We start from the raw sequence: 12355 nt of genomic DNA, 5'->3' as shown, positions 1-12355 counted from the left end.
TGTCTGTCCTTTTCCTCAAACGGAATGTAGCGATGTGGTTGCTGCGCGATTAACGCTGCGCATCCGTCGCTTTCAACGACGCCGGCCGCATGTCCTGCCAGTGCGTTTCGATGTAGTCGATGCATTCACCGCGCGCCGCCGGCCCCATCAGCACGCGCCACCCCGGCGGCGTATCGGCAAACTGCGGCCACAGCGAATACTGCTGCTGCGCATTGATCAATACGGAGAAACGGAGACTTTCGTCATCGAACGGGTTTTGTTGTTCCTGAGTCATTTGCCTTACCTGTCTGTCAACATGTGTGGGTTATTTCATCGCGCAAAGCAGTTGGCGCACGCCGTCCACCAGGCCGCCGCGCCAGCACAGCGCATCGTGGCCGCCGGAAAACACGCGATAATCGGCGCGGTGCCCCGCCGCCGTCAGCGCCTCGTGCATCTGGCGATTGACGAATTCGATGTCCGCCTCGCGATCGCCGGCTTGCTGGAGCACGGTGAGCGTGGGCGCCGCCGCGCGGCGTTGCCGAACCTGGCGTATCAGCCAGCCTTCCTCCAGCTCGTGACGCTTTTCGAACTGGGTAACGAACTGCACCGTGGGCCACCAGAAAGAGCCGGACTGGCTCAGCACGTGGCCGAAGCGTTCTGGCCAGTGCAGGCCGGCGTACAGCGCCGCCAGCCCGCCGTAGCTCTGGCCGGCGACCACGGTGCGCGTGCCCGCCTCGCTGAAGGGTTCGCGCCGCTGCGCCTGCGGCAACAGTTCGTCGATCACCGCCTGCCAGAAAGCGGCGTTGCAAGGCAGTTCGTTTTCCCGGTGTTCGCCATCGATCGCATCGATCAGCAGCCAACATGCCGGCGGCAGCTGCCCTTTTGCGGTCTCGTTCTCGATCACCGGCAACAGCGCGTGCCTCTCGATCCAGTTTTGGCCATCGAGCAGCAGCACCAGCGGACGCTCCGCTTTCACCTCGGCGTCGCCGCTGGCATACAGCCAGACGCGCCGTTGGGTGCCCAGCCGTTCGCTGCGCCACTGCAAGAGCTGCAGCCGCGTCTGTTCCAGCGGCCGATCGGCGGCCTGCCAGGCGCTTTGGTCGTCGGCATCCGGCCCCTGGGCCAGGGAAACCGGGCGCGGGCGATGCGAAGGCCCCAGCGAGAGGCGATTCAGCGGATCGGCGATCGCCAGCGGGAACAGCGAGATCCACCAGGCGCGCTGCTGGCGATCGCGCAGCGTTTCTTCGTCGCTGAATACCGGGGGAAGCTCCCGGTCGGTGATGGGGATCAGGCTGTAGCCGCCGCGCCAGCGGCGATCGATAACGGCCGCGCCGTACCAAACGTCGGTGCCGGGGAGCCGGGTCAGGCTGCTGGGAGACGTGCTGTGGTGATCGGTAATGCCGTTGATATCGGCATAGACGCGACATATCGGCGAGCGCTGCTCATCGCCGGCAGGGTCGCGCCATAGCCAGGTCATTTTGACGTGGCTGTCGTCGTGCGGCTCAACGATGGGCGTGCCGTGAGCGGCAACCTTCTGCCACCACTCGGGTTGCCCCACCGTCTCTTCACGCAGCCATTGCGCCGCCAATCCCTCATGACCGTTGTCTGGCCTCTTTTCCGGCAAAAACTCCATAGCGCCCCTTACATAACATGAGTGATTTTTACAAAACCTGACAATCGTATTGATACTCATTATCATTTTCAATACTATTTGTCGGATTTTTACCGTCGTGCAAACACGACGCTTCCGCGTTGATGAGGCAAAGCACGCTCGTCGGCATTTCGGGGTTTATCAGGGTGGCATGACACACAAAAGCAGGTATTCAGGAGAGATAATGAAGATTAAAAACAAAGGGATGGACAACAAAAATGCCGAGGCGATGTCCGCCAGGCGTTTGTTGCTGGGATCGGCGCTGGCTTTACTGCCCTTCGCGCAAAGCGCGTCGGCCGCGGCGGACGAGACGATTTTGGTGACCGCCGACGCGCAAAACAGCGTGACCGCGCCGGTCAAAGGGATCGTCGCCAAAGAGAGCGCCGCCGGCACCAAAACCGCCGTCCCGCTGCGCAAGACGCCGCAGTCCATCTCCGTGGTCACGCGCGAACAAATGAACGACCAGGAACCGGCGTCGGTCGCCGACGCGCTGAACTACACCAGCGGGGTAATCACCACCTACCGCGGCAACTCCAACCGCAATGACGAAGTGATCAGCCGTGGCTTCCGCTATGCGCCCAAGCTGCTCGACGGCCTGCACTTTGGCCTCTCGAGCCAAAACGGCGGCGCCGGGCAGATCGATCCCTGGCTGCTGGAGCGCGTGGAGATGGTGCACGGCCCGGCCGGCGTGCTGTATGGCCAGGTCAGCCCCGGCGGCGTGGTAGTGATGACCAGCAAGCGCCCTACCGCCCAGAGCATTCACGAAGTGAAATTCAGCACCGGCAACCGCCATCTGGCGGAAACGGCGTTCGATTTCGGCGGCAAGCTCAACGACGACAACACCCTGTTCTACCGCCTGAACGGCATCGCCAGAACCGAACATGAGTTCGTCAAAGACAGCAAGCAGCAACGGGTGGCCATCGCCCCGGCCTTCACCTGGCTGCCGAACGAAGACACCAGCTTTACGCTGCTGACCAGCTACCAGAACGATCCGAAAGCCGGGTCGCGCAACTTCCTGCCGCGTGCCGGCACGCTGTTCCCGACCAGCGCAGGCTACGTGCCTTATGACTTTAACGTCAGCGAGCCCAGCTTCAACAAATCGCGGCGCGAGCAGGCGTCGATCGGTTACAGCCTCGAGCATAACTTCAACGATGCGCTGTCGTTTACCCAGAACCTGCGCTTCACCCACCGCGATGAAGACTATAAATATCTGGTTTATAACGTAAACTCGAAGATCAACGACCACACCGTCACCCGCATGGCGCAGCATGAAACGCAGATGACCAACGAGTTTGGTGTGGATAACCAGCTGAAGGGCCTGTTCGATACCGGCGAGGTGAAACACACCGTGCTGGGCGGGCTGGATTATCGTTACAGCCATATCGATTCGAAGATGTATCGCGATCGCGGCAACGACTACCCGATCGACTGGGCTAACCCGACGCATAGCAGCATTGACGGCAGTGCGCTGACGCTGGCTTCCAGCGACTTGAAAACGCTGAATCAGGTCGGGGTGTATCTGCAGGACCAACTGGAGTGGAATGACTGGAACCTGCTGCTGTCCGGCCGCCAGGACTGGTCGCAGGTCAACACCCGCGATCGCACCGTCGGCGGTAAAGAGCAGACCTACAACGATGCGCAATTTACCGGCCGCGCGGGATTGCTTTACGCCTTCGATAACGGCATTTCGCCGTACGTCAGCTATAGCACCTCGTTCGATCCTAACCTGTATCCGAGCGCGCCGGGCGCCGACCCGCTCAAGCCGACCACCGGCAAGCAAACCGAGGTGGGCGTGAAGTACCAGATCCCGGGCGGCAACACGCTGTTGACCCTCTCCTGGTTCGACATTACCCAACGCAACGTGGCGTCCTATAACCGTCTCACCTCCGCCTACGAGCAGATTGGCGAGGTGAAATCCAAGGGGATCGAGGCGGAAGTGCACGCTCAGCCGACGCCGGAGATCAAGCTGACCGCCGCCTATACCTACACCGACGTGGTGACCAAAGACTCCAATTCGGCGGATGAAATCGGCCACAGCCCGGCGGGCATCCCGCGCCATGCGGCATCCGCCTGGGGCAGCTACAGCTTCCTGAGCGGTGCGCTGAACGGCCTGACCGTCGGCAGCGGCGTGCGCTACATCGGCGATGCGCCGGCCGACGCCACCGGCCAGTACGACGTGCCGCACTACACGCTGTACGACGCCATGGTGAAGTATGACCTCGGTCAGGCCTCGTCGGCGCTGCGCGGCGCGGCGCTCCAGCTCAACGTGCAGAATCTGACGGACAAGAAATACGTTTCATCGTGCAGCGGCGAGTACGCCTGCTTCTACGGCAGCGGCCGCAGCATTATCGCTTCGGTCAACTACCGCTGGTAACGACAAGGGGCGGCCATCGCCGCCCCTTTCCCGCTTTCTCGCCGCCTTTACTCCTGCTTCAATTCCCGCAGATGTTTGTACACCGTGGCGCGCCCCATCGACAGCACGTTGGCGATGTAATCCGCCGCGCTTTTAGCCTTGAACGCCCCCTGATGATAGAGATCGCTGACCAGGCGACGCTTCTGCTCGCGGCTCAGCGCGCCGAGTGCAGCGTTCTCGCGCCGCAGCCAGTCATGCAGGAAGGTGTTGATCTTCTCCTGCCAGTCGTCTTTGAACAGCTGTTGCGGCTGCGGCTGCAATCGCGTGACCGATAAAAACATATCCAGCGCGTTGCGGGCATCCTCGAACATCGCGGTGCTCAGGTTGATGCACAGCAGATAGCTCGGGTTGCCCTGCTCGTCGCGCGCGGCGATGCTCACCGAACGCATCTTTTTGCCGTCCCAGTTCAGCTTTTCATAGGGGCCGGTCACGCTGACGTCGTCGTCGAGCGTGAAGTCCTCCAGCCCGGCGTCATCGCCCGGCTTGCGTTTCGACAGGTTGTTCGCCAGATAGGCTATCTTGTTGGTGGTCAAATCGTGGATCACCACTTCCGCATTCGGGAAAAACAGCGCCGCGATGCCGTCGGCGACCGACCGCAAAAGTTCGAGTTGAGAAGAAGTGTTCGGCACGCTGGGGTGTCTCCGTATAGCCCGGTTTGGTTTGCTGTTCAGCCGCTTAGCATACCGCAGTTGCCGCCGCTTGCCGAGTGGGCCGGCGGCGGCCGCGCCTGCTTCGCCGGTTATTCCGCCTCGGCGCCGTGCTGATAAAACACGTAGCTCTCGCGCGCCAGACTGTCGCGCACCCGATAACGCCAGACCAGGCCAAGCGCGGTAAACCACAGCGGCATGCTGCACAGCGCGATCAGCGTATCGCGATCGAACACCATCAGCACCAGCGTAAAGGCGAAGAATGCCAGCGTCAGCCAGGCCATCACGACCCCGCCCGGCATTTTGAAGTGGGAAGCGGCATGCAGTTCCGGTCGTTTCTGGCGATACACCAGATAAGCGACCAAAATCATGCCCCAGCTGTAAACCACCAGGATCGCCGCCACGGTGGAGACGATGGTGAACAGCGTCATCACGTTCGGCACCAGCACCAGCAGCAAGGTGCCGGCCACCATGCAGAAGCAGGAAAACAGCAGACTGCGGATCGGAATGGCGGTGGTGCGCGACAGAATGCGGAACTGGCCGTGGGCGTGCTTTTCCATCGACAGGCTGTACAGCATGCGGGTGCTGGAATAGACCCCGCTGTTGGCCGAGGACATCGCCGAGGTCAGCACCACAAAGTTGATTATCGCGGCGGCGGCCGGCAGCCCCGCCTGATCGAACAGCATCACGAACGGGCTGCTGTCCGGTGAGATATGGCTCCACGAGGTAACGGCGATAATGGTCAGCATCGAGCACACGTAGAAGACGATGATGCGCGCCGGGATGGCGTTGATCGCCTTCGGCAGCACCTTCTCGGGGTTTTTGGTCTCCGCCGACATCGTGCCCAGCAGTTCGATGCCGGTGCAGGAGAAAATGGCGATCTGGAAACCGGCGAAGAAACCGAAGATGCCGTGCGGCATGAAAATGGCGGGATCGGTGACGTTATGCAGCGAAGCGGTCACGCCGTCCGGCGAGGTCCAGCCGCTGAACACCATCCAGGCGCCGGTGGCGATCAGCGCGACGATCGCCACCACCTTGATCATGGCGAACCAGAATTCGGCCTCGCCGAACATCTTGACCGACAGCATGTTGAACAGACACAGGAACCCCAGCGTCAACAGCGCCGGCAGCCAGGGCGAAACGTTCGGCAGCCAATATTGCACATAGCCGCCGCACACCACCACGTCGGCGATGCAGGTCACCACCCAGCTCAGCCAGTAGGACCAACCGAGAAAAAAGCTGGCGCGCGGCCCCAGGTATTCCGAGACGAAATCGGCGAACGAGCGGTAATCGAGCCGGGTGAGCAGCAGTTCCCCCATCGCTCTCATCACCATAAACATGAAAAAGCCGACGATGGCGTAAGTCAGCACGATGGAGGTGCCCGACAGCGCGATGGTCTTACCGGAGCCCATAAACAGCCCGGTGCCGATGGCGCCGCCGATCGAAATCAGTTGAATGTGGCGCGCACTCAGTCCGCGCTGCAGGGTTTGGGCACAGTGAGGCCCCTCGGCTGAACCTGGGCTCAGCCGATCGCAGTGGTTTTTTGTCATGGTGTTACCTGTCCGTCGTTAAGGCGATTAAGCAACCGATGTGCGGTTGCAGCAGGGATGAAACGCCCGAGGGCGCTCTAACCGGCAAAAAAATTCAGACCAAACGCTGCCCGCCCCGTTGTGACAGGGAGGAAATAATAATGGATGCCTGGAAAATGCTCGCGTGAGCCGTCGTATCGCCCACGTTTGGCGTACAAAGCCCGAGCGTGGTGGGTAAACTCTAAAATATCAAATGGTTATGCTTTCCCTTGTGCAACAAAAAAACGACGCCGGAGCCGTTTTAACATTAATTTAACTCTGGCGAGGGGAAATGCCATTGTCAACATGGCAGTTAAATAAAATGAAACTTTTTGATCACATTCAAGCTTCTGAAAAATAGATAAAAAGGCTTTTTATGCGTTTTATATGCATAAAGTATGCATGTTCGCGCCCACTACCGAATAAAAGTAATTAACTATTCATTTACGCTCGGCAGGCGGCGAAAAACCGTCCGCTGGCCCGATGAGCGAGGGGCTAACAACCGGCATAATTAGTGGTAAATTAAGCGTCGCAAAGTGTTATGCGCTTGCTAATCCACGGTTAAACGAAATAAATACCTCTAATATATAAAGGTTGGTTATGGAAAAGCTATCCTACGCTTCAGACAGCAGCACCACCGCTTGGGCTACATATCTGCAACAAATCGATCGCGTCGCCCCTTACCTCGGCGAGCTGTCACGCTGGGTTGATACGCTGCGTCACCCTAAGCGCGCTTTGATTGTCGATATCCCGCTGCAGATGGACGATGGCACCATCCGCCACTTCGAAGGCTTCCGCGTACAGCACAACCTGTCGCGCGGGCCGGGTAAAGGCGGTATCCGCTTCCACCCTGACGTCGATCTGAACGAAGTGATGGCCCTGTCCGCCTGGATGACCATCAAGTGTGCCGCAGTCAACCTGCCGTACGGCGGCGCCAAGGGCGGCATCCGCGTCGACCCGTTCAAACTGTCTGAAGGTGAACTGGAGCGACTGACCCGCCGCTACACCAGCGAAATCGGCTTCATCATTGGGCCACAGAAAGACATTCCTGCGCCGGACGTCGGCACCAACGCCAAAGTGATGGCCTGGATGATGGACACCTACTCCATGAACCACGGCACCACCATCACCGGCGTGGTCACCGGCAAGCCAATCCACCTTGGCGGCTCTCTGGGCCGTGAGAAAGCGACCGGCCGCGGCGTGTTCGTCACCGGCAGCGAAGTGGCCAAGCGTCTGGGCGTGCAGATCGAAGGCGCCAAAGTGGCGGTACAAGGCTTCGGTAACGTGGGCAGCGAAGCGGCGCGCCTGTTCGTCGGCGTCGGCGCTCGCGTCGTCACCATCCAGGACCACTCCGCTACCCTGTTCAACGCCAACGGCATCGACCTGACCGCGCTGACCGAATACCAGGCCAAGCACAAGCAGATCGCCGGTTTCCCTGGCGCCAGCGAGATCGAAAGCGAAGCGTTCTGGTCGGTTGACATGGACATCCTGATCCCGGCTGCGTTGGAAGGCCAAATCACCCGCCAGCGCGCCGAAATCCTCAGCGCCAAGCTGGTGCTGGAAGGTGCTAACGGCCCGACCTTCCCGGATGCGGACGACATTCTGCGCTCCCGCAACATCACCGTGGTGCCTGACGTTATCTGTAACGCCGGCGGCGTAACGGTCAGTTACTTCGAGTGGGTGCAGGACATGGCGAGCTACTTCTGGAGCGAGTCCGAAATCAACGAGCGCATGGACAAGATCATGACCGACGCGATGGTTCATGTCTGGAACAAGGCTGAAGAGAAAGAGTGCAGCCTGCGCACCGCCGCTTACATCGTGGCTTGTGAGCGCATCCTGACCGCACGTAAAGAGCGCGGCATCTACCCTGGTTGATGCCCGTTTCCCGGCCTGCTTCGGCAGGCCGGATTTTCCTCAACGCAAACAGCGCTTCAATACCTTACCGGTACTGGTCATCGGCAAACGTTCGACGAATTCAATGATGCGCGGATATTTGTACGCCGCCAGCCTCTCCTTGCTCCAGGCGATCAGCGTCTCCTCCTCGACCGGCTCCTCGCTCTCCTTCAGCACCACCACCGCTTTGATCTCTTCGCCCAGCGACGGATGCTCTACGCCGATCACCGCCACCAACGACACCGCCGGATGGCGAATCAAAGCCTCTTCAATCTCGCGCGGATAGACGTTGAAGCCGCCGCGAATGATCATGTCCTTGGCCCGATCGACGATAAAATAGAAGCCGTCGGCGTCGCGGCGCGCCAGATCGCCGGTGCGGAACCAGCCGTTCTCCAGCACTTCCGCCGTCGCCTCCGGTCGATTCAGATACCCCTTCATGATGTTATGGCCACGCACGGCGATCTCCCCCACCTGGTCGACACCGTCGATCGGCCGCCCGACGGCGTCCAGCAAACGCACCTCCACGCCCCAGATCGGCTGGCCGATGGAGCCGGGCTTGGTCACCCGATGCGGATGGTTGAAGGTGGCGACCGGGCTGGTTTCCGATAGCCCGTAGCCTTCGTGAATATCGATGCCGAAACGGCGCGAAAAATCCTCCAGAATTTGCACCGGCAGACTGGCGCCGCCGGACACCGCCATGCGCAGCGTGCTGCGCAGGCGTTCGATATCCGTATGCTCGTCGAGCGCATTCAGCAGCGCCCAGTACATGGTCGGCACGCCGGCGAAGAACGTAATCCCGTGCCGCTGCATCAGCGCGATGGCCTGCGCGGCGTCGAAACGCTCGACCAGCACCAGCGTGGCAGCGGAGGCGAAACCGGCGTTCATCTGCACCGACGAACCGAAGGTATGAAACAGCGGCAGCGTGACCAGATGGCGATCGGGGCGCGTTTCCGAACCGTCAAACAGCCGCACCGATCCCAGCGCATTGAACACCAGGTTGGCGTGGGTCAGCTCCGCCCCTTTGGCGCGACCGGTGGTGCCGCTGGTGTACAGCACCACCGCCGTGTCGTTTTCCGCCGTCGCCGCCGAAGCGAACTCGCTGGCCTGCGGGGCTATCGCCGCACTGAAACGTTCCCCCTCGAGCGGCAGTCGATCGCCGATGATAAACACCTCGCGGCAGGCCTTCGCCTGCGCCGCGGCATGCAGCGCCTCTTCCCCCAGCGGCAGTCCGCTGTGGCCTTCAAAGCAAAACAGCGCCACGGCGGCGGAATCCGCCAGGTAATAATCGAATTCGGCGCTTTTGAGCAAAATATTGAGCGGCACCACTACCGCGCCGCTTTTGAGAATGCCGTAATAGATCGCCGCAAACTCCGGGCGGTTACTGCAGGCCAACGCCACCCGTTCACCGGGCTGCACGCCGCGCGCGACCAGCAGATTCGCCACGCGGTTAGCCATCTCGTTCAGCGCCCGATAGCTGAGCGGGATATCGTCCTGAATCACCGCCGGCCGTTCCGGCCAGGTGCGCGCACTCTCTTCAAGCAAGGTTGCCAAATTCAGCATCGGGGTTCCTCCCTGGGGTAATGGCGGCGGTTAAAAATGCCGCAGTATCACGAGTATAGATAGGCGTTTCGCGGTTCGCATTCCCAGGGGCGCTGGGCTATACCTTAGGCAATCCCCATCCTGCAGGAGTTGTGATCATGAGCAAGAAAAAGATCCTGATGCTGGTCGGCGACTACGCCGAAGATTATGAAACCATGGTGCCGTTTCAGGCGCTGCAGATGATCGGCCATCAGGTGGATGCCGTGTGTCCCGGCAAAGCCGTCGGTGATTACATCCAGACGGCGATCCACGACTTCGATGGCGCGCAAACCTACAGCGAAAAACCCGGCCATCGCTTTACCCTCAATGCCGACTTTGCCGCCGCTAAAGAAGAACGCTACGACGCACTGCTGATCCCCGGCGGCCGGGCGCCGGAGTACCTGCGTTTGAATCCCGAGGTGATCGCGTTGGTGCAGGCGTTTGACGCCGCGAAAAAACCGATCGCCGCCGTTTGCCATGGCCCGCAGCTGCTGGCCGCGGCCGGCGTGTTGAAAGGCCGCACCTGCAGCGCCTATCCGGCCTGCGCGCCGGAGGTGCGGCTTGGCGGCGGCCATTATGCCGAGATCGGTATCGATCAGGCGCACGTCGACGGCAACCTGGTCACCGCCCCGGCCTGGCCGGCGCATCCGCAGTGGTTGGCGAAGTTTGCCGAGCTGCTGCAACAGTGACGCAGCGCTAGCGGAGCTGCTCGATAAGGAAATGGATATCGTACAGCCAGCGTTTGGCGCGCGCGGAACGCACCAGCATAGACACGCACAGCGGCCGAGTGTGTTCTTTGCAGGCGGAGGGCGAGAACCAGCGCCCGGTATTGCTCGGCGGCTGGAAATAAAGCTCGTGGTTATAGTTGCTGCTGTCGACGCCGAAGGTGTCGAAGTAGCGGCGCATCAGCGTGTTGGAATCGCTGAACGACAGGTGGAGCGCGGTGTTGATCTCGGTTTCCGGGGTGATTGTCACGCCTTTCTTCAGCCGCCCTGGCGCGTTGAATGCGGCGATTAGCGTGATGACCTGTTGCTGAATGTCTTCTGTCATGACGACCTCGAGCCGGTGTTAATAGGGGTAAATGCGTTCATCTGTCTGACTCTGCCCGCCGCGGCGAGTTCGGGACGCCGGGCGGGTTTTCTGTTTCTTTACGTTTTCCGGCAGTAAAACGCACGCCGAGGGCTAGCGGCTGAGCGTGGTCTTGTCGGCGATGACGCCGTCCCCCTGCCGTTCGGCGGCGATGCCGCCGCCCAGAACTTTATACAGGGTGGCCTGATTGTCGTACGCGGTCTGCTGTGCGGCGATCAGCGACTGCTGCGCGGTATACAGCGTGCGCTGCGCGTCCAACAAGGTCAGATAGCTGTCCACGCCCTGACGGTAGCGCAGTTCGGCGAGACGATAATATTGCTGCGCTGCCGTGACATAGCCGGTTTGCGCCGCCAGCTGTTCCTGCAGCGTCGCCTTGCGCGCCAACGCATCGGCGGTTTCCTGAAACGCCGTCTGCACCGCTTTCTCATAGGTGGCGATATACAGATCTCTCTGCGCTTTGCTGTAGTTCAGCTGCGAAGTGTTGTAGCCGCCGCTGAAGATCGGCAGGCTGATGCTCGGCGCAAACGACCAGACGCCCGCCCCGTGGCTGAACAGCGACGAGAGCTCACCGCTGCCCACGCCGCCGCTGGCGGTCAGGCTGATCGAGGGGAAGAACGCCGCGCGGGCCGAACCGATATTGGCGTTGGCGGACTTCAGGTTGTGCTCGGCCTGCAGTACGTCCGGCCGCTGCAGCAATACCTGCGAAGAGATGCCGGACGGCAGATCGCGCATGATCCCGCCCAGCGCGTCGATGCCGCCCGGCAGCAGGTTTTCCGGCACGCTTTGCCCCACCGCCAGATCCAGGGCGTTTTTCGCCTGTGCGGCGCTGGTGGCGTAACTGGCAGCGTCGGCGCGCGCCTGTTGATAGACGGTCTCCGCCGACGCCACGTCGACCAGCGACGAGATGCCGTGCTGTTGGTTCTTGCGCGTCACCTCCAGCGATCGTTTGGCGCTTTCCATCGTCTGCTGCACCACCGCCAGATTGCTGCGCTCGGCCGCCACCGCCACCCAGTCGGTGACGATATCGGCGATCAGCGTCAGGCGGGTGCTTTTCGCCGCTTCGGAGTTAGCCAGATAGGTTTCGAACGCCGCCCGCGACAGGCTGGCGTTTTTGCCGAACAGATCCAGTTCAAAGGCGCTGACGCCGGCCTGCGCTTCGTAACTCTGGCTGATGGTCGTGGCATTGCCGTTGCCGGTCAGCGAACGCCCGCGGCTGCCGTCGGCGGTGGCGTTGATCGTCGGCAACAGCGCCGCCCGCTGCTCGCCGTACAGCGCACGCGCCGACGCGATATTGGCGATCGCCTCACGCAGATCGCGGCTGCTGTTCAGCCCCATCGCCACCACCTGCCGCAGCCTGGCGTCCTGCACATACTCGCGCCAGGCGACGTCCGGGTAGCTCAGCGCCTGTTTGCCGGCGGCCTCGCCCTGCGGCAGCGTGGCCGCTATCGGCGCCGTCGGCCGCTGATAATCAGGATCCAGCGAAATACAGCCTGCCAACAGCAGCGGTAAAGTTAACATCATGACTCGTTGCAACACG

General features: G+C 61.2%; 10 protein-coding genes. 3 read left to right on the top strand and 7 right to left on the bottom strand.

The window, feature by feature from the left end:
* Positions 1-49: 49 nt before the first annotated feature.
* Positions 50-274: an MbtH family protein gene (locus AAIE04_RS14210; protein ID WP_019455380.1), complete on the bottom strand. Its 225-nt coding sequence runs from the start codon at positions 272-274 to the stop codon at positions 50-52.
* Between the two features lie 30 nt (positions 275-304).
* Positions 305-1612 carry an enterochelin esterase gene (fes, locus tag AAIE04_RS14205; RefSeq protein ID WP_498577174.1) on the bottom strand — a complete coding sequence of 436 codons (1308 nt, stop codon included), beginning with the start codon at positions 1610-1612 and terminating at the stop codon, positions 305-307.
* Between the two features lie 202 nt (positions 1613-1814).
* Here fes and AAIE04_RS14200 point away from each other — a divergent pair, with 202 nt between their 5' ends.
* A complete protein-coding gene (locus tag AAIE04_RS14200; RefSeq protein WP_498577173.1) occupies positions 1815-4004 on the top strand; it encodes a TonB-dependent siderophore receptor in 2190 nt (729 codons plus the stop codon).
* A gap of 47 nt (positions 4005-4051) precedes the next feature.
* Here AAIE04_RS14200 and AAIE04_RS14195 read toward each other — a convergent pair whose 3' ends face one another.
* Both AAIE04_RS14195 and AAIE04_RS14190 read right to left on the bottom strand, forming a co-directional pair.
* Positions 4052-4672 (bottom strand): helix-turn-helix transcriptional regulator, encoded by a 621-nt coding sequence (locus AAIE04_RS14195; protein ID WP_309531241.1) that lies wholly within the window; start codon positions 4670-4672, stop codon positions 4052-4054.
* 110 nt (positions 4673-4782) lie between these two features.
* A complete protein-coding gene (locus AAIE04_RS14190; RefSeq protein WP_019455384.1) occupies positions 4783-6240 on the bottom strand; it encodes an amino acid permease in 1458 nt (485 codons plus the stop codon).
* Positions 6241-6858: 618 nt separating this feature from the next.
* Between AAIE04_RS14190 and AAIE04_RS14185 the strand changes: the two genes are divergently transcribed.
* Positions 6859-8133: a Glu/Leu/Phe/Val family dehydrogenase gene (locus tag AAIE04_RS14185; protein ID WP_019455385.1), complete on the top strand. Its 1275-nt coding sequence runs from the start codon at positions 6859-6861 to the stop codon at positions 8131-8133.
* A gap of 39 nt (positions 8134-8172) precedes the next feature.
* On the opposite strand, the gene AAIE04_RS14180 is transcribed toward AAIE04_RS14185, so the two are convergent.
* A complete protein-coding gene (locus AAIE04_RS14180) occupies positions 8173-9711 on the bottom strand; it encodes a long-chain-fatty-acid--CoA ligase (protein WP_198635928.1) in 1539 nt (512 codons plus the stop codon).
* A gap of 137 nt (positions 9712-9848) precedes the next feature.
* Between AAIE04_RS14180 and AAIE04_RS14175 the strand changes: the two genes are divergently transcribed.
* Complete coding sequence (locus tag AAIE04_RS14175; protein ID WP_063919486.1) at positions 9849-10418, top strand: DJ-1/PfpI family protein; 570 nt, start codon at positions 9849-9851, stop codon at positions 10416-10418.
* A gap of 7 nt (positions 10419-10425) precedes the next feature.
* Here the strand turns inward: AAIE04_RS14175 and AAIE04_RS14170 are convergent, their stop codons facing one another.
* Positions 10426-10779 (bottom strand): DUF1493 family protein, encoded by a 354-nt coding sequence (locus AAIE04_RS14170; protein ID WP_019455388.1) that lies wholly within the window; start codon positions 10777-10779, stop codon positions 10426-10428.
* Between the two features lie 132 nt (positions 10780-10911).
* On the bottom strand, positions 10912-12354 hold the full coding sequence (locus AAIE04_RS14165) for an efflux transporter outer membrane subunit (protein ID WP_498577172.1): 1443 nt from the start codon (positions 12352-12354) through the stop codon (positions 10912-10914).
* Position 12355 lies beyond the last annotated feature (1 nt).

This window comes from Serratia sp. Ae19-1, assembly GCF_059801225.1.
The sequence above is the reverse complement of the archived record's forward strand: the minus strand, read 5'-3'. Positions and strand labels throughout refer to the sequence as shown.

What these genes read in the sequence shown, in the direction of transcription:
- AAIE04_RS14210 (WP_019455380.1), bottom strand. Translation starts at nt 274, where the DNA reads ATGACTCAGGAACAACAAAACCCGTTCGATGACGAAAGTCTCCGTTTC.
- fes (WP_498577174.1), bottom strand. Translation starts at nt 1,612, where the DNA reads ATGGAGTTTTTGCCGGAAAAGAGGCCAGACAACGGTCATGAGGGATTG.
- AAIE04_RS14200 (WP_498577173.1), top strand. Translation starts at nt 1,815, where the DNA reads ATGAAGATTAAAAACAAAGGGATGGACAACAAAAATGCCGAGGCGATG.
- AAIE04_RS14190 (WP_019455384.1), bottom strand. Translation starts at nt 6,240, where the DNA reads ATGACAAAAAACCACTGCGATCGGCTGAGCCCAGGTTCAGCCGAGGGG.
- AAIE04_RS14185 (WP_019455385.1), top strand. Translation starts at nt 6,859, where the DNA reads ATGGAAAAGCTATCCTACGCTTCAGACAGCAGCACCACCGCTTGGGCT.
- AAIE04_RS14180 (WP_198635928.1), bottom strand. Translation starts at nt 9,711, where the DNA reads ATGCTGAATTTGGCAACCTTGCTTGAAGAGAGTGCGCGCACCTGGCCG.
- AAIE04_RS14175 (WP_063919486.1), top strand. Translation starts at nt 9,849, where the DNA reads ATGAGCAAGAAAAAGATCCTGATGCTGGTCGGCGACTACGCCGAAGAT.
- AAIE04_RS14170 (WP_019455388.1), bottom strand. Translation starts at nt 10,779, where the DNA reads ATGACAGAAGACATTCAGCAACAGGTCATCACGCTAATCGCCGCATTC.